Here is a 17168-nt window from a genome sequence, read left to right on the forward strand (position 1 = left end):
CCTTGTCCGGCCTACGGCACGTTAAACAACGTATACGTATTATTTAGCAACGCTTGCGCAATCTCATCCGCTGGTTCCGGGCGCAACTCGCAAAGCACGTCAAACACCCGCGCAGCCTGTTCCGGGCGGTTAGGCTGCCCCTGAAAACCGTTGAGCGGCATATCCGGCGCGTCGGTTTCCAGCAACAACGATGCCAGCGGTAATTTTGCGATGACATCGCGGGTTTTACTGGCGCGTGGATAGGTGATAGTACCGCCTACGCCGATTTTGTAGCCCAGCTGTACAAACCGCTCGGCCTGTTGCAGGCTGCCGGAAAAACCGTGAACTACGCCAGTGCGCGGCAAATCGTGGCGTTTAAGATGCATCGCCAGTTTGTCGTGCGTGCGCCGTGAATGCAGGATCACCGGCAGATCGTAGCGTTTCGCCAGTTTCAGTTGTTCGTCGAGCAACCACTGCTGCCTCTCAAATTGCGGATCATCGCCGAAGAGATCCAGACCGATCTCCCCCACCGCCACCACCTTCGCCGGACGCCTTTCCAGCGCCTGCTGTAGCTGATCAAGAGACACATCGCTATGTTTTTCCAACATACCAGGATGCAAGCCCAATGCGGCATACAGCGGTTGATATTTTTCCGCTAACGCCTGCACGCGGGCAAAATTTTCCGCCTCGGTTGCCGGAACAATGATCTTGCCTACGCCCGCTTGTGCCGCGCGTTGCAGGCTGGCCTCTTCATCGCCACTAAACGGCGGGAAATCAAAATGGCAGTGGGTGTCGATAAAACGGCAAATCAAGCCAGATCCTCATTGTTAAATGTCGGGTCGTTCGCCTGCGGAGCATCGCTCACTTCGGCAACCAGCGTATCGTTGGCGACTGGCGCAGGCGGAATAACGATCGATTCCGGCGTCACCACTGGCACCAGATGGCGGGTAAGCGGCGCTTTTTCAGTCAATAATTTACCGACCGTGGCGAGGAAATAACGACCGCATAAACGCCCAAGTTTATAGTCTTCACGCAGCGCCGGAATCCGACTGCCAAGCGCGATACTATGTAATGGCTTCGGCGGATAAATTTCGAATATCCGCAGTTTGCCCGGTGGTTTCTCAATAAATTGCTGAATGTCACGATAGCTGGTTTCATGATGCTGCACCAGATTGACCAGCGGCTGCAGGCTACTGTCACCCAGCCAGCGTTCCATGCGTTTGAACCACTGCGGCGTGTAGTACATTTGTGACGGCACAGTGCGGATGACGACTAACGTTTTAGCGCCCTGCCTTGCCGCCTCTTTAACCGGGATCGCATCACTGATCCCACCATCCAGGTAGTTAATACCTTCCAGCGACACTCCGCTACGATAAAAGCCAGGTATCGCACTGGAGGCGCGAATCACATCCAGCCAGTTTTGTTTGGTTGGTAAAAAGTAATTCGGCGCGTAGTCATCCTGACGACAGGCGCACATATAAAACGATTTGCCGCTGTCAAACAACCGCGCGGCGGTGTCCATTTGCAACGGCATCTGGCTTGCGGTGGCCTCCACCAGCCAGTCGAGATCGATAAGATTTCCTCCACGGACAAAGCGCAATGGATCGAAAAATTCGCGTTTTGTGGTATAGCGCATGATGACTTTGCGCGCATAACCGGGCTGATTGCAGATATACGCCGATAGGTTCTGCGCCCCGGCAGATGTGCCGAGATAAAGATCGAAAGGATTAAACTGCGCGCGCATAAACTCATCCAGCACGCCAGCCGTGAAAATTCCACGCTGTCCGCCGCCTTCGCACACCAGAGCTATTCGTCCAGGCTGGAACGGCCTTAGCGACAACGGCGCAATATTACCAAGCGTTACAGGTATTCGCTGCCCCACCTCTGCCTTCCTGTTTTTGTTGTGAAAGAATGACAAAGTAACGCAATTTATTATTCGCTAAAACCGCAAAAGCCAGTCCGCTGGACTGGCTTTGGATAAAATTTTCTTAATGGTCTGAAATCTAGGGTCGTTTTCGGCCCATGAACAAACTCACCAGGAACAGAATAATCCCGACGACAAAGACAATTTTAGCTGCGCCTGCAGCGGTACCGGCCAGACCACCAAACCCAAGTGCGGCGGCGATTAACGCGATAACCAGAAATATGATGCCCCAACGAAACATAAGCGTCTCCTTTACCATAGTTAATGTCACCGCTTGATATGAGCGTGAAAATCACTCAATGCGATATTTTTAGTGTGGTGCACATCGCGCCTCCCGACAAAGTTCGGGAGGACGAATTACGACGAATTACTTAGTTTTCAGATCATTTTTAACGCTTTTCACACCATCTACCGCTTTGGCGATACTTTCAGCACGGTCGCTCTGTACCTGGGAATCGACGGTACCGGAGAGCTGAACCACGCCGTCGGTGGTTTCAACTTTCACATGACGGGAAGGGACGATATCGTCCGCCAGCAGTTTGGCTTTGATTTCACTGGTGGTGGCGGTGTCACCCGCGTAGCCCTTCACAGAGCCTTCTTTAGCGTCGCGAACGTGTAGTTTGTCGCTGACAGAGGTCACCCCTTCAACGCCTTTCGCCACTTTCACTGCCTCTTCGGCCTGAGCCTGGCTTTCAACGAAACCGCTCAGGGTCACGACTTTTTGATCGGTTTTGACAGAGATATCGGTGCTCTTGATGTTGTCATGATCCACCAGCGCCGCCTTCACTTTCGCGGTGATGGCGCTGTCATCCATGAAATTACCGACTTTATTCATAGAGCTATCGACTTTTTGCCCTGCGCTTTCATTGGTAGTCTGTGCGTTGTTTTCCGCGTAGGCAGAGCCGGTCGCGACGGCAGAGGTCAACATTACAGCCAGCAGAGTTTTCGAAATCTTCAGTCTTGTCATAGTCATCGATTTATTCCTGTATGTTTGCTCGTAATTTGAGCCTGGCAACACGAGGTTGCATTGCTGAATAGGGAGAGACTTCACCCTCTACAGAAGTCAATGGTCGCCATCACAAAAGCGATGGGTGATGAATAACGACCATTACAGCCTCTGAATCAGTTATTAATATCGGTAGAATGACAATCGACGGCTTTAGATACTGATATCTACGCATTGAACGGTATTTAACGCCGTCAGAAATGTCATTACTTTGTTAAATATAGATCACAATTTTGAAACCGCTCGGGATATCAGCTAAAACATAAGCAAAAGTGAATGTTTTAAGAACATTCCGTAAGCGGCTAATAAGGAAGGGAAATTGACAGGGCGCAGCGGCTACCGCGCCCTGGAGGCAAGAATTAATGCTCGCGGGTCTGGTGGAACTGAACGTCCGGATAACGTTCCTGCGCCAGGCGCAGGTTGACCATGCTGGTAGCGATGTAAGCGAGGTTATCGCCGCCATCAAGCGCCAGTTGGCTTTCGTTCTTACGCTTGAACTCTTCGAATTTCTTCGCGTCCGCACATTCTACCCAGCGGGCAGTGGCAACGTTGACTGACTCATACACTGCTTCAACGTTGTATTCGCTCTTCAGACGCGCTACCACCACATCAAACTGCAGCACACCAACCGCACCAACGATCAGATCGTTGTTGGAGATCGGACGGAACACCTGCACTGCGCCCTCTTCGGAAAGCTGTACCAGCCCTTTAAGCAGCTGTTTTTGCTTCAGCGGATCTTTCAGGCGGATACGACGGAACAGTTCCGGCGCGAAGTTCGGAATACCGGTGAACTTCATCATCTCACCCTGGGTAAAGGTGTCGCCGATCTGAATAGTGCCGTGGTTATGCAGGCCGAGGATATCGCCCGGATACGCTTCTTCAACGTGCGAACGGTCACCCGCCATAAAGGTCAGCGCGTCGGAGATCACCACATCTTTCGCAGTACGCACCTGGCGCAGCTTCATGCCTTTTTCATATTTACCGGACACCACACGCATAAACGCCACGCGGTCGCGGTGTTTCGGGTCCATGTTGGCCTGAATTTTAAATACGAAGCCTGTAAATTTGTCTTCGCTCGCCTCTACGGTACGGGTATCAGTCTGACGCGGCATCGGCGCAGGGGCCCACTCCACCAGGCCATCCAGCATATGATCAACGCCAAAGTTACCCAGCGCAGTACCGAAGAATACCGGAGTGATTTCGCCCGCAAGGAACAGCTCTTTGTCGAACTCGTTAGACGCGCCTTTCACCAGTTCCAGTTCGTCACGTAGCTGCTGTGCCAGATCTTCACCAACCGCAGCGTCGAGATCCGGGTTATTCAGCCCTTTAACAATGCGGACTTCCTGAATCGTGTGGCCTTTACCGCTCTGATAGAGATAGGTTTCATCTTTATAAAGGTGGTAAACGCCTTTAAACAGCTTGCCGCAGCCAATCGGCCAGGTGATCGGTGCGCAGCCGATTTTCAGCTCGTTCTCAACTTCATCGAGCAGCTCCATCGGGTCGCGGATATCACGGTCAAGTTTGTTCATAAAGGTGAGGATCGGCGTGTCGCGCAGACGGGTAACTTCCATCAGCTTACGGGTACGATCTTCAACACCTTTTGCAGCGTCGATAACCATCAGGCAGCAGTCCACCGCCGTCAGGGTACGATAGGTATCTTCCGAGAAGTCTTCGTGCCCCGGGGTGTCGAGCAGGTTAACCAGGCAATCGTGATACGGAAACTGCATCACAGAAGTAGTAATGGAGATCCCACGCTGCTTTTCCATCTCCATCCAGTCCGACTTAGCGTGCTGGTTGGAACCACGGCCTTTTACTGTACCGGCGGTCTGAATGGCCTGTCCGAACAGCAGCACCTTCTCGGTGATGGTAGTCTTACCGGCGTCCGGGTGAGAAATAATGGCAAAAGTGCGGCGCTTCGCCACCTCTTGCAAATAAGGAGACAACGTCATAATTCTTTCTTCTTGAGTAAGCGGCATCGCGCCGCGCTTGTTGAAAACGAAAAATTGCGGCTATTTTACCCATCAACGGGGGGGAGGCAATCAGTGTTTACACAGGAGCTGCTCCAGTTCGTGCAACGAAGAAACGGTCCAGGTAGGCGCGATGCCTTCTGGTTGCTCGCGATTGTGCGCATTCAGCCAGCAGGTCGCAAGCCCGGCGTTGATGCCACCGAGAATATCGGACTCGGCAGTGTCGCCAACCATCAGCACGCGTGAACGGTCAGGATTGCCCGCCTGTTCCAGCGCATAATCGAAAATTTTCTTATTCGGTTTGGCTACGCCAACTTCTTCGGAAATCACCAACAAATCGAAATAATCACGCAGGCCCGTGCGTTCCAGACGCACTTGCTGCAAGGCGCTAAAGCCGTTGGTGATGATGCCAATTTTAGCGTTGCCACGAATGGCGTTAAGCAGAGAAACCGCGCCCGGCAGGGGCGTACAGATTTCCGCCATCGCATTAATAAAGGCTTCGTTGAGTTTACCCGGCTCGACGTTCAGCCGTTCGGCCCAGCTCTCAAACCGCCCGTGCTGAAGCTGTAATGAAGTGATCGCGCCGTTTTGATAATCCACCCACAGTGGCTTATTAACGGCCTGATAGTCCTGAAAATCTTCAGCGGTAAAGGTGACGCTGTAATCAAGAAACATCCGCTGCAGGCCGGTGAATGAGTCAAAGGTAAACAGCGTTTCATCGGCATCAAAGAAAATCCAGTCCCACTTCATTATTCCACCTTGTCTTACATACTGATTGGCAACGCCATGATGATGGCGTCTTCGCGACCGTCCGTGGTGGGGTAGTAATTGCGGCGAATCGTCGCCTCGTTAAAGCCTAAACTTTCGTACAGTGCAATGGCGGCAGCGTTTGAAGCACGGACTTCCAGCCATAGCGTCGCCACGCCGCGTTTTTCCAGTTCGTCGATCAGATGTTCCAGCAGCGCCCTTCCCAATCCCTGACGCTGATAGTCAGGATCGACCGCAATATTGAACAATGTAGCTTCATCCAGCACCACTTGCGTAATCGCAAACGCCGCCATTTTGCCGTTTTGCGTTAACTGAAAGTTGAGATAACGCTCGCCCTGGTTGCTGGCAAAGGTTTTTTCACTCCACGGAAAGGCGTGGGCGCGTTGTTCAATGTGGTAAGCCGCTGGTAAATCAGTCGTTTCGAGGGAAGAAATCGTGTTCATATGTGCAAATTTGTTGCCATAACGCGGCGCGTGCCGTTGGGTTTGCCCGTAATTCGGTGAGCGCCGGCGATGCCACCTGAGCGCCTTCCAGTGATAGCGGTTCGTCAGTACCCAACCGCCAGCTGTTGCAGCGACTGCCTTGTGGCAGCATCGCGATTTTTTCTGGCGTCAGTTGCAGCACTTGATCGGGGCTGACGGTTAATGCGCGCAGAACATCGCTCACCAGAGGATCGGTCAGGGCGGGAAGATCGTTTGCCACCATCACCAGACGGACGTGTGCCGGGATCGCAATCGCAATCTCCCCCTGCAACGCGCCAGGGCGACGCAGCGACCACTGGGTAATGCCCAGTTGCTGTAACTGCCAGTCTCGTCGGGATGTCATAGCGAATCGCTCCTGTTGTCAGGGGCGCAAATATAGCAAATTCGTCGATACCGCGCCAACATATGGCTATAATCGCCGCCAGTATCAATTGAGGAGCATTCCATGTCTGCATTTACCCCGGCAAGTGAAGTCTTGCTGCGTCACAGTGATGATTTCGAACAAAGCCGTATTCTGTTTGCCGGAGACTTACAGGATGACCTGCCCGCGCGTTTAGATACCGCGGCCAGCCGTGCTCATACCCAGCAATTCCACCATTGGCAGGTGTTAAGCCGCCAGATGGGGGATAACGCCCGTTTTAGCCTGGTCGCCACGGCGGATGACGTCGCAGATTGCAATACGCTGATTTACTACTGGCCGAAGAACAAACCGGAAGCCCAGTTCCAGTTGATGAATTTACTTTCTCTGCTGCCGGTGGGCACTGATATTTTTGTCGTTGGCGAGAACCGCAGCGGCGTGCGCAGCGCAGAACAGATGCTGGCAGATTATGCGCCGTTGAATAAAGTCGACAGCGCCCGTCGCTGTGGCCTCTATTTTGGTCGTCTGGAAAAGCAGCCGGTATTTGATGCCGATAAATTCTGGGGCGAATACAGCGTCGATGGCCTGACGGTCAAAACGCTGCCTGGCGTGTTTAGCCGCGACGGTCTGGATGTCGGTAGCCAGTTGCTGCTCTCGACGTTAACTCCGCACACGAAAGGTAAAGTGCTGGATGTCGGCTGTGGCGCGGGTGTACTTTCAGTTGCCTTTGCGCGCCATTCGCCGAAAATTCGTCTCACCTTGTGCGATGTCTCTGCCCCGGCGGTAGAAGCCAGCCGCGCAACACTTGCGGCTAACGGTGTTGAAGGTGAAGTCTTTGCCAGCAACGTCTTTTCCGAGGTGAAAGGTCGTTTTGATATGATCATCTCCAACCCGCCGTTCCACGATGGGATGCAAACCAGCCTGGATGCGGCGCAAACGCTGATTCGCGGCGCGGTGCGTCATCTTAATAGCGGCGGCGAGCTGCGAATTGTAGCGAACGCCTTCCTGCCTTACCCGGACGTGCTGGATGAGACATTTGGCTTCCATGAAGTTATCGCGCAAACCGGGCGCTTCAAGGTGTATCGCGCCATTATGACCCGCCAGGCGAAGAAAGGTTAAGTATCTGATATCTGTCGCCGCATACCGTGTCGGATGCGGCGTACACGTCTTATCTGACCGACAAACGAATTATCCACAACCCGCTGATGGACATTTTTCCAGCAATTACACCTCCGGCGATAATTAACTATTGACGAAAAGCTGAAAACCACTAGAATGCGCCTCCGTGGTAGCAATTCTTTTTAAGAATTGATGGTATGCGAAGGTGGCGGAATTGGTAGACGCGCTAGCTTCAGGTGTTAGTGTCCTTACGGACGTGGGGGTTCAAGTCCCCCCCCTCGCACCAAAAACCACGTTGATATTGCTCGCACTGGGCGAAGGTGGCGGAATTGGTAGACGCGCTAGCTTCAGGTGTTAGTGTTCTTACGGACGTGGGGGTTCAAGTCCCCCCCCTCGCACCAAACGAGGCGATATCAAAAAAAGTAAGATGACTGTGCGAAGGTGGCGGAATTGGTAGACGCGCTAGCTTCAGGTGTTAGTGTCCTTACGGACGTGGGGGTTCAAGTCCCCCCCCTCGCACCAATTATCTTTACTTCCTTTCTTGTTTCTTCCCTGTTTTATCATCCCTGATTCAAATTCATTAGCATCAGCATGATGCCAGCACTAAGCGCCAGGCACGATGGCAGCAAAACGTAATGCCGCAACTGTTTGTGATACAGCATCACCGGCGTCAATATTAATCCCATCAGAATGACAATCCGCCACTGATCCGGCGATAAATCCGCATACATCAGCCCTGCAATCAGCAATCCCGGCAGCAACACTCCCCAGCCACTGCCCAGCGTACGTTGCAACATGGTTTCATCTCTTTAATTGATAATGATAACTAATATCATATGATAATTTTTATCATTTGCAAGCCAGAGAAATCCCTTGCTATCGGGTAAACCTATCGCTAGGATTAGCAATCATTATCATTTAGATTACTATCCCGATTATGGCCTATCGTTCCGCACCGCTCTATGAAGATGTTATCTGGCGAACGCATCTCCAGCCGCAGGATGCTGGGCTTGCACAAGCCGTACGGGCGACGATCGCCGAACATCGTGAACATTTGCTCGAGTTTATCCGCCTGGATGAACCCGCTCCGCTTAACGCCATGACGCTGGCGCAATGGTCATCAACGAATGCGCTAAGTTCTCTACTGGCGGTCTATTCCGATCATATCTATCGCAACCAACCAACGATGATCCGCGAGAACAAACCGCTGATCTCACTATGGGCGCAATGGTATATCGGCCTGATGGTGCCACCATTAATGTTGGCGCTGCTGACGCAGGAAAAAGCATTAGATGTGTCGCCGGAACATTTCCACGTTGAGTTTCACGAAACCGGACGCGCCGCCTGTTTCTGGGTCGATGTGTGTGAAGATAAAAACGCAACACTACATTCGCCGCAGCAGCGAATGGAAACGTTAATCAGTCAGGCGCTGGTTCCGGTAGTGCAGGCATTAGAAGCAACGGGAGAGATCAACGGCAAACTTATCTGGAGCAATACCGGTTATTTGATCAACTGGTATCTGACTGAGATGAAACAGCTGCTTGGCGAGGCGACGGTTGAATCGCTGCGCCATGCCCTCTTTTTTGAGAAAATGCTCACGAACGGTGAAGATAATCCACTCTGGCGTACCGTGGTACTGCGCGACGGCCTGCTGGTGCGCCGCACTTGCTGCCAGCGTTATCGCTTACCGGATGTGCAGCAATGTGGCGATTGTATGCTGAAATGAAAGCACTGCCGGGGAAGTAAACCCGGCATCATGCGGATTAATAGGGATGCAACACATTACTTGCTTCGCAATGCCGCATACATAACAGAATATCTGCGGCCTCCAACAACCCTGCATCAGAACTTACGCCCAGTTTCGACATCACATTAAATTTATGTGCACGGATCGTTTTGATATTGCGTTTAAGCTGCTCGGCAATTTGTGTCATTGAGTAGCCACGCGACATAAAGCGCAATATTTCTCTCTCCGTCGGGCTTAGCGTTCGGCTTTGATTAATGTACCACTGATTGTTCAGTCGGTCGGTCGCCTGACGTACACCATTTAATGACAAAAAGAGTTCCTGATGAAAAATCTCCAGCGTTGACGCTTTACTTAATACACCGTCCAACGGTGATGGCGACAATGAACCAATCAGCCGAGCTTCAATATCATCATCCGCAATAACTAAACGCCGGGTACGCGGAAACTTAATCGCCAGTTCAGTCAGGCAAGATAATCCCTCTCTGCGCTCACTTCTCATGGCAGAAAAAGAAAAAATGACCGCCGCAAACGAGATCCGCGACATGGCATCCTGAAATGACTCCTGACTGGTATAGGTATGGAGCTTATAAGGGTTACCCGCAAACTTTCTGAATAAACTCTCAATACCGATACTACTCATGACGCATTTTTCTATGAGTGCGACATTTCTCTTCTTAATTCGGCTGTGTTCCATTCTGCGGCATCTCCATAAACAGAAGGCAAGTTAAGTTCTCTTGCACCCTGCGCGCTATTTATCCATGCATACATTTCAGCGTTGCTGTGAATTGCCAGTCGACGCATCGCACTGTTTTTTTGGGCGCTGATAGTTTTATTACTTTTCTTAAGCAATGAAGCTATCTGGTTGATGCCCCATCCTTTACCTAATAGCCGCAGTACCTTGCGCTCTGAAAGAGTGAGAATGACGGAGCGATAGCTAAAATCATGAGTTTCAGTCATTGCCGGAGAGGTCAGCATGGCGCTGATACGCTCTGCGTGCGTATTGCCGGAACGTACGGTCTTGACCAGATTCTCAATGGGTTCAACATCAGACAATAACGTCGCCGTAGGGCACATAAGCAGTTCTACTGCCTGGGAATACCAGGAGCGTGACACCATGAAAACCCAGTGAATTTCCCGATATTGTGAGATTAAAGAATAATAATGTTCACAAACAGAACGTGGATCTTCACTTTCACCGGCTAAATCAGCAATGACTAATCCGGAACGACGTAATTGTAATAAGGTAAGGTCCTCCGCAGAGGCGCTGGATATTATTTCATATTCAGGGAAGTGAGTCCTCATGACCTCTTTTAACCCTGCTTGCATAACAGGTATTTTACTGATAACAATTCCATTTTTGCAGCATCCTGGCAACATATTTCCTCCACATCCACTGTCTAAAAATTATGATGGTTTATTCAGGATATTCATTCCTTAAATGTTTCCAGCAAATTAATAGATTAAGCGAATAAATTATCCTTAGCATTCACTTTCATATCAGCATACTCCTGCTGCACAACAACTCCACTGCATGTGTCAGAAGGTTAGCATCAAATGATAACCTGGTGAAATAGCCTGGAGACATTTAAAATATCTACATTAAGTTGTTAGAAATACTTAATGAAAAACAGAATTCTCATTCATTTAATTTATAATTAACTGATATCCCTTCCAGTAGAATGCAAAATCACACAATCAATATTTATTCAATAAAATCTGATAGTTTTAACTTGTAAAAATTAAAAAACGCACCCAGTTATCTTTTATCCTGATTCGTAAAGGCTAAACAATAAATTCATTATAGTGATAATATTCATGTGATAATTTATTTGCGACGAGAGATAATTCGCTTTTTATCACCGAGCTTCTCCCGATAACCAGGATTAATCAGCGCAATTTTGATCTTAACCTACCGCAAAACAACCGTGCTTCATGATACAAATGGATTCTCATTATCTGAACAATACGCAGCACGTCTATGACAAAGGGCGAGTTATGCAAACTGAGCAACAGCGAGCCGTAACACGGCTTTGTATCCAGTGTGGATTATTTCTTTTGCAACATGGTGCGGAAAGCGCGTTGGTTGATGAGCTTTCCTCACGACTGGGTCGGGCGTTGGGAATGGACAGCGTCGAAAGTTCTATCTCTTCGAACGCCATAGTGCTGACAACCATTAAAGATGGGCAATGCCTGACATCGACACGAAAAAATCACGATCGCGGCATTAATATGCATGTGGTGACTGAAGTCCAGCACATTGTGATTCTGGCGGAGCATCATCTGCTGGATTACAAAGGTGTAGAGAAACGATTTAGCCAAATTCAGCCATTACGTTACCCGAGATGGCTGGTAGCCTTAATGGTCGGCCTTTCTTGCGCCTGTTTCTGTAAACTCAATAAAGGTGGCTGGGATGGTGCCGTCATCACCTTCTTTGCCAGTACGGCCGCGATGTATATCCGCCAGCTGCTGGCACAACGTCATCTTCATCCACAGATCAACTTTTGCCTCACCGCTTTCGCCGCCACCACTATTTCCGGTTTGCTTTTGCAACTTCCCACTTTCAGCAATACACCCACTATCGCGATGGCCGCCAGCGTTCTGCTGCTGGTGCCGGGTTTTCCGTTGATTAATGCCGTCGCCGATATGTTTAAAGGCCACATCAATACCGGACTGGCACGCTGGGCGATCGCCAGTCTGCTGACACTGGCTACCTGCGTCGGCGTGGTGATGGCACTGACGATTTGGGGGCTACGCGGATGGGTGTGATCGAATTTCTGTTAGCGTTGGCGCAGGATATGATCCTCGCCGCCATTCCTGCGGTCGGCTTTGCGATGGTGTTCAACGTTCCCGTGCGGGCGTTACGCTGGTGTGCGCTGCTTGGCTCGATAGGTCATGGTTCCCGAATGATCTTAATGACCAGCGGGTTGAATATTGAGTGGTCAACCTTTATGGCCTCCATGCTGGTCGGCACCATTGGTATTCAATGGTCGCGCTGGTATCTGGCACATCCGAAAGTGTTTACCGTGGCGGCTGTTATCCCTATGTTCCCCGGCATATCAGCTTATACCGCAATGATTTCGGCGGTAAAAATCAGCCAGCTAGGTTACAGCGAACCGTTGATGATTACCCTGTTAACCAACTTTCTTACAGCTTCATCAATTGTTGGTGCGTTATCCATCGGTCTTTCCATTCCTGGATTATGGTTGTACCGCAAGCGCCCTCGCGTATAAAATTGCCTCGCTTAAAGCACACGGATGAGAGACAGCCTCCTCTCCTCCGTGTGTTACTATAAAAGTTATCTCCCTTCTCGTTCATCGTTCCATATTTGAGAAACAGTATGTCTTCCAGAGTTTTAACCCCGGACGTCGTTGGTATTGACGCCCTGGTACACGATCACCAAACCGTTCTGGCAAAAGCTGAAGGCGGTGTGGTTGCCGTATTTGCTAACAATGCCCCGGCGTTTTATGCCGTCACGCCTGCACGCCTGGCTGAACTGCTGGCGCTGGAAGAAAAGCTGGCGCGTCCGGGAAGCGATGTCGCTCTGGACGATCAACTCTATCAGGAACCGCAAGCTGCTCCCGTTGCTGTACCCATGGGGAAATTCGCCATGTATCCGGACTGGCAACCCGATGCCGACTTTATCCGCCTGGCGGCGCTATGGGGCGTGGCGCTAAGAGAGCCGGTGACCACCGAAGAACTGGCCTCATTCATTGCCTACTGGCAGGCGGAAGGTAAAGTCTTTCACCATGTGCAGTGGCAACAAAAACTGGCGCGCAGCCTGCAAATCGGTCGTGCCAGCAACGGCGGACTGCCGAAACGAGATGTGAATACGGTCAGTGAACCTGACAGCCAAATTCCACCAGGATTCAGAGGGTAACGATGAAAAACGTTGGCGACCTGATGCAACGCCTGCAAAAAATGATGCCTGCCCATATCAAACCTGCTTTCAAAACGGGTGAAGAACTACTGGCCTGGCAGAAAGAACAAGGGGCGATCCGCTCCGCCGCTCTCGAACGTGAAAATCGGGCGATGAAAATGCAGCGCACCTTTAACCGCTCCGGTATTCGTCCACTGCATCAGAACTGCTCCTTTGAGAACTATCGCGTTGAGTGTGAAGGGCAGATGAATGCGTTAAGCAAAGCGCGCCAGTATGTCGAAGAGTTTGACGGCAACATCGCCAGCTTCATCTTTTCTGGTAAGCCAGGAACCGGCAAAAACCATCTGGCGGCGGCAATCTGCAACGAGCTGCTGCTACGCGGTAAATCCGTATTGATCATCACCGTGGCCGATATTATGTCGGCGATGAAAGATACCTTCAGGAATAGCGGTACCAGCGAAGAACAACTGCTTAACGATCTGAGCAACGTTGATCTGCTGGTGATCGATGAGATCGGCGTACAGACCGAATCGAAATACGAAAAAGTGATCATCAATCAGATCGTCGATCGCCGCTCTTCTTCCAAACGCCCAACCGGGATGCTGACCAACAGTAATATGGAAGAGATGACCAAGTTGCTGGGCGAACGCGTGATGGACCGTATGCGCCTGGGTAACAGTTTGTGGGTGATCTTCAACTGGGATAGCTACCGTAGCCGGGTAACGGGTAAAGAGTATTAATCCCCGTTTCTGGCGGTATACTGCGACACAATTCCACCTTGAGTAATGATGATGAAAACTGTTAAACATCTTCTGTGCTGTGCCATTGCCGCCAGCGCATTAATTTCCACCGGGGTGCATGCTGCGTCCTGGAAAGATGCGCTCTCCAGCGCCGCCAGCGAACTTGGCAACCAAAACAGCACGACACAGGAAGGCGGTTGGTCGCTCGCGTCATTAACTAACTTGCTTAGCAGCGGGAACCAGGCCTTAAGCGCAGATAACATGAACAATGCCGCAGGCATTCTGCAATACTGCGCGAAGCAAAAGCTGGCTTCGGTAACCGATGCCGAAAACATCAAGAATCAGGTACTGGAAAAACTGGGCCTGAACAGTGAAGAGCAAAAAGAAGACACCAACTATCTGGATGGCATTCAGGGTTTGCTGAAAACCAAAGATGGTCAGCAACTCAATCTGGATAATATTGGAACGACTCCGCTGGCAGAAAAGGTGAAAACCAAAGCCTGCGATCTGGTGTTAAAGCAGGGGCTGAACTTCATTTCCTGAACCGCGAAACGCCGCGTTTTAGCTGTTACCCGGCTGACGCGGCTCTCTCCTGCCCTTTTCCCTGCTCCTGGACGGTTTTCCCCCTGTTACACGGGAAGCGACCGTAATCAAAAAAGTCTGTTTATAAACTAATTCCTAACAACATCGCATTTTTTTGACACTAGAATTGCAGCAATATGGCGACGCCATTACATTGTGCTTCTCAAAAAGCTTAAACGTTGGCTAAACGGCCCGGTTTAGTGAGGATCGCCCGTTGTCAGAACTACTCTCTTTCGCCCTTTTTCTCGCCTCTGTGCTGATTTACGCATGGAAAGCGGGACGTAACACCTGGTGGTTTGCAGCCACATTAACGGTACTGGGGCTATTTGTCGTTTTAAATATCACCCTGTTTGCCAGCGACTATTTTACTGGCGATGGTATTAACGACGCGGTTCTCTATACCTTAACCAACAGCCTGACCGGTGCTGGTGTCAGTAAATACATCCTGCCTGGTATCGGCATTGTGCTGGGGCTGACGGCGGTGTTCGGTGCGCTGGGCTGGATCCTGCGCCGTCGTCGCCATCATCCGCACCATTTTGGTTACAGCCTGCTGGCACTCTTACTGGCGCTGGGTTCAGTGGATGCCAGCCCGGCATTTCGTCAGATAACGGAACTAGTGAAATCCCAGTCACGCGACGGCGACCCGGACTTTGCGGCTTATTATAAAGAGCCGTCGAAAACTATCCCTGACCCGAAACTCAACCTGGTTTATATCTACGGCGAAAGTCTCGAGCGGACCTATTTTGATAACGAGGCTTTCCCGGATCTCACGCCTGAACTGGGCGCGTTGAAAAATGAAGGCCTGGATTTCAGCCACACGCAGCAGCTGCCAGGAACGGATTACACGATTGCGGGCATGGTGGCTTCTCAGTGCGGCATACCGCTGTTTGCCCCCTTTGAAGGCAACGCCTCCGCCTCTGTCTCCAGCTTCTTCCCGCAGAACATCTGTCTGGGAGATATCCTGAAAAACTCGGGTTATCAGAACTATTTCGTGCAGGGCGCAAATCTGCGTTTTGCCGGTAAAGATGTGTTCCTGAAATCGCACGGCTTCGATCACTTATACGGCTCAGAAGAGCTGAAAAGCGTGGTGGCCGACCCGCACTATCGCAACGACTGGGGATTCTACGACGATACCGTTCTCGATGAAGCGTGGAAAAAGTTTGAAGAGCTCTCCCGTTCTGGTCAGCGATTCTCACTCTTTACCCTGACAGTCGATACCCATCACCCGGATGGTTTTATCTCTCGTACCTGTAACCGCAAAAAATATGATTTTGACGGTAAGCCGAATCAGTCATTCAGCGCGGTAAGTTGCAGCCAGGAGAATATCGCGACGTTTATCAACAAAATCAAAGCGTCACCGTGGTTTAAAGATACCGTCATCGTCGTCTCTTCTGACCATTTAGCGATGAACAACACGGCGTGGAAATACCTTAATAAACAGGATCGCAATAACCTGTTTTTTGTCATTCGTGGCGACAAGCCGCAGCAAGAGACGCTGGCGGTGAAGCGTAACACGATGGATAACGGCGCGACGGTGCTGGACATTCTCGGTGGCGATAACTATCTCGGACTTGGTCGTAGCAGTTTATCCGGGCAGTCGATGTCGGAAATCTTCCTCAATATCAAAGAGAAAACATTGGCGTGGAAGCCGGATATCATCCGCCTGTGGAAATTCCCTAAAGAGATGAAAGAGTTCACCATCGACCAGCAGAAAAACATGATTGCCTTCTCGGGTAGCCATTTCCGTTTGCCGCTGCTGTTGCGGGTTTCAGACAAACGCGTGGAACCGCTGCCGGAAAGTGAATACTCAGCACCGCTGCGTTTCCAGCTGGCCGATTTCGCTCCACGCGACAATTTCGTCTGGGTTGACCGTTGCTACAAGATGGCACAACTTTGGGCTCCGGAACTGGCACTTTCCACCGACTGGTGTGTCTCGCAAGGGCAGCTTGGCGGTCAGCAAATTGTCCAGCATGTTGACAAAACAACATGGAAGGGCAAAACGGCATTTAAAGATACGGTCATCGACATGGCGCGTTACAAAGGCAATGTCGATACGCTGAAGATTGTTGATAACGATATTCGCTACAAAGCCGACAGTTTCATCTTTAACGTCGCCGGTGCGCCAGAAGAGGTGAAACAGTTTAGCGGAATTTCCCGTCCGGAGTCGTGGGGCCGCTGGTCCAACGCTCAGCTGGGCGATGAAGTAAAAATCGAGTACAAGCATCCGCTGCCGAAGAAATTTGACCTGGTGATTACCGCCAAAGCATACGGCAATAACGCCAGCCGTCCTATTCCGGTACGCGTAGGCAATGAAGAACAAACCCTTGTGCTGGGCAATGAAGTGACCACCACCACACTGCATTTCGATAACCCAACCGATGCAGACACACTGGTAATTGTGCCGCCGGAACCTGTCTCAACCAACGAAGGGAATATCCTCGGACACTCGCCGCGTAAGCTCGGGATCGGCATGGTGGAAATTAAAGTGGTAGAACGTGAAGGGTAATTCCTGACTGATGTGTAGGTCGCATAAGGTGCGACCTACACACCTTCTCCGGCCTACAAAACATCATTGAGAAACAGAAAAAAACAGCGCCCAACACTTCCCCGGACGCTGCA

The 17168-nt window shown here is 50.9% G+C and carries 19 protein-coding genes and 3 tRNA genes; 11 read left to right on the plus strand and 11 right to left on the minus strand.

Annotated features, from left to right (window positions below; all coding sequences use genetic code 11):
* Positions 1–11 precede the first annotated feature (11 nt).
* From ACK8NJ_RS20020 to holD, 8 genes are all read right to left on the minus strand, one after another.
* Positions 12–791: a metal-dependent hydrolase gene (locus ACK8NJ_RS20020; protein WP_000563062.1), complete on the minus strand. Its 780-nt coding sequence runs from the start codon at positions 789–791 to the stop codon at positions 12–14.
* Positions 788–1861, minus strand: coding sequence for a patatin-like phospholipase family protein (locus tag ACK8NJ_RS20025; RefSeq protein ID WP_000531527.1), 1074 nt, complete (start codon positions 1859–1861; stop codon positions 788–790). Before ACK8NJ_RS20025 ends, ACK8NJ_RS20020 begins: the two co-directional genes overlap by 4 nt.
* Before the next feature lie 121 nt (positions 1862–1982).
* Positions 1983–2144 (minus strand): DUF1328 domain-containing protein, encoded by a 162-nt coding sequence (locus ACK8NJ_RS20030; RefSeq protein WP_000490275.1) that lies wholly within the window; start codon positions 2142–2144, stop codon positions 1983–1985.
* Between the two features lie 126 nt (positions 2145–2270).
* Entirely contained in the window at positions 2271–2876 is a 606-nt protein-coding gene (gene osmY / locus ACK8NJ_RS20035) for a molecular chaperone OsmY (RefSeq protein ID WP_061341706.1), read from the minus strand.
* Positions 2877–3268: 392 nt separating this feature from the next.
* Complete coding sequence (prfC, locus tag ACK8NJ_RS20040) at positions 3269–4858, minus strand: peptide chain release factor 3 (protein ID WP_000175940.1); 1590 nt, start codon at positions 4856–4858, stop codon at positions 3269–3271.
* Between the two features lie 90 nt (positions 4859–4948).
* On the minus strand, positions 4949–5626 hold the full coding sequence (gene yjjG / locus ACK8NJ_RS20045; RefSeq protein ID WP_000870712.1) for a pyrimidine 5'-nucleotidase: 678 nt from the start codon (positions 5624–5626) through the stop codon (positions 4949–4951).
* A 14-nt stretch (positions 5627–5640) separates the two neighbouring features.
* Positions 5641–6087, minus strand: coding sequence for a ribosomal protein S18-alanine N-acetyltransferase (gene rimI, locus ACK8NJ_RS20050; RefSeq protein ID WP_001092461.1), 447 nt, complete (start codon positions 6085–6087; stop codon positions 5641–5643).
* A complete protein-coding gene (holD, locus tag ACK8NJ_RS20055; protein WP_000204018.1) occupies positions 6056–6469 on the minus strand; it encodes a DNA polymerase III subunit psi in 414 nt (137 codons plus the stop codon). Before holD ends, rimI begins: the two co-directional genes overlap by 32 nt.
* 102 nt (positions 6470–6571) lie before the next feature.
* On the opposite strand from holD, the gene rsmC reads away from it, so the two are divergent.
* The 4 genes from rsmC to ACK8NJ_RS20075 all read left to right on the plus strand — a co-directional run bounded on the left by rsmC (position 6572) and on the right by ACK8NJ_RS20075 (position 8125).
* Entirely contained in the window at positions 6572–7603 is a 1032-nt protein-coding gene (rsmC, locus tag ACK8NJ_RS20060) for a 16S rRNA (guanine(1207)-N(2))-methyltransferase RsmC (protein ID WP_059341031.1), read from the plus strand.
* Positions 7604–7802: 199 nt separating this feature from the next.
* Positions 7803–7889 (plus strand) — tRNA-Leu (locus ACK8NJ_RS20065).
* Between the two features lie 28 nt (positions 7890–7917).
* Positions 7918–8004 (plus strand) — tRNA-Leu (locus tag ACK8NJ_RS20070).
* A 34-nt stretch (positions 8005–8038) separates the two neighbouring features.
* Positions 8039–8125: transfer RNA gene (locus ACK8NJ_RS20075), tRNA-Leu, on the plus strand.
* A gap of 38 nt (positions 8126–8163) precedes the next feature.
* On the opposite strand, the gene ACK8NJ_RS20080 is transcribed toward ACK8NJ_RS20075, so the two are convergent.
* Positions 8164–8400, minus strand: coding sequence for a DUF1435 domain-containing protein (locus tag ACK8NJ_RS20080; RefSeq protein ID WP_001445803.1), 237 nt, complete (start codon positions 8398–8400; stop codon positions 8164–8166).
* Between the two features lie 140 nt (positions 8401–8540).
* On the opposite strand from ACK8NJ_RS20080, the gene fhuF reads away from it, so the two are divergent.
* Complete coding sequence (gene fhuF / locus ACK8NJ_RS20085; protein WP_000331609.1) at positions 8541–9329, plus strand: siderophore-iron reductase FhuF; 789 nt, start codon at positions 8541–8543, stop codon at positions 9327–9329.
* A 37-nt stretch (positions 9330–9366) separates the two neighbouring features.
* Here fhuF and bglJ read toward each other — a convergent pair whose 3' ends face one another.
* Both bglJ and ACK8NJ_RS20095 read right to left on the minus strand, forming a co-directional pair.
* Complete coding sequence (gene bglJ / locus ACK8NJ_RS20090) at positions 9367–10044, minus strand: DNA-binding transcriptional activator BglJ (protein WP_001300509.1); 678 nt, start codon at positions 10042–10044, stop codon at positions 9367–9369.
* The gene (locus ACK8NJ_RS20095; RefSeq protein ID WP_000936635.1) at positions 10002–10727 is read right to left on the minus strand and encodes a helix-turn-helix domain-containing protein; all 726 of its coding nucleotides are present in this window, start codon (positions 10725–10727) and stop codon (positions 10002–10004) included. The genes bglJ and ACK8NJ_RS20095 overlap by 43 nt, the downstream gene beginning before the upstream one ends.
* A 618-nt stretch (positions 10728–11345) precedes the next feature.
* Between ACK8NJ_RS20095 and ACK8NJ_RS20100 the strand changes: the two genes are divergently transcribed.
* The 6 genes from ACK8NJ_RS20100 to opgB all read left to right on the plus strand — a co-directional run bounded on the left by ACK8NJ_RS20100 (position 11346) and on the right by opgB (position 17055).
* The gene (locus tag ACK8NJ_RS20100) at positions 11346–12116 is read left to right on the plus strand and encodes a threonine/serine ThrE exporter family protein (RefSeq protein WP_001340933.1); all 771 of its coding nucleotides are present in this window, start codon (positions 11346–11348) and stop codon (positions 12114–12116) included.
* A complete protein-coding gene (locus ACK8NJ_RS20105) occupies positions 12107–12580 on the plus strand; it encodes a threonine/serine exporter (RefSeq protein WP_000538191.1) in 474 nt (157 codons plus the stop codon). Before ACK8NJ_RS20100 ends, ACK8NJ_RS20105 begins: the two co-directional genes overlap by 10 nt.
* Before the next feature lie 107 nt (positions 12581–12687).
* The gene (gene dnaT / locus ACK8NJ_RS20110; RefSeq protein WP_000098818.1) at positions 12688–13227 is read left to right on the plus strand and encodes a primosomal protein DnaT; all 540 of its coding nucleotides are present in this window, start codon (positions 12688–12690) and stop codon (positions 13225–13227) included.
* A gap of 2 nt (positions 13228–13229) precedes the next feature.
* Positions 13230–13967 (plus strand): DNA replication protein DnaC, encoded by a 738-nt coding sequence (gene dnaC, locus ACK8NJ_RS20115; RefSeq protein WP_000799911.1) that lies wholly within the window; start codon positions 13230–13232, stop codon positions 13965–13967.
* A 48-nt stretch (positions 13968–14015) separates the two neighbouring features.
* The gene (yjjA, locus tag ACK8NJ_RS20120) at positions 14016–14510 is read left to right on the plus strand and encodes a DUF2501 domain-containing protein YjjA (protein ID WP_001308243.1); all 495 of its coding nucleotides are present in this window, start codon (positions 14016–14018) and stop codon (positions 14508–14510) included.
* A gap of 253 nt (positions 14511–14763) precedes the next feature.
* Positions 14764–17055 carry a phosphatidylglycerol--membrane-oligosaccharide glycerophosphotransferase gene (gene opgB, locus ACK8NJ_RS20125; RefSeq protein WP_001292674.1) on the plus strand — a complete coding sequence of 764 codons (2292 nt, stop codon included), beginning with the start codon at positions 14764–14766 and terminating at the stop codon, positions 17053–17055.
* Positions 17056–17168 lie beyond the last annotated feature (113 nt).

Source organism: Escherichia sp. F1, assembly GCF_046764225.1.
GTDB classification, from domain to species: domain Bacteria; phylum Pseudomonadota; class Gammaproteobacteria; order Enterobacterales; family Enterobacteriaceae; genus Escherichia; species Escherichia coli.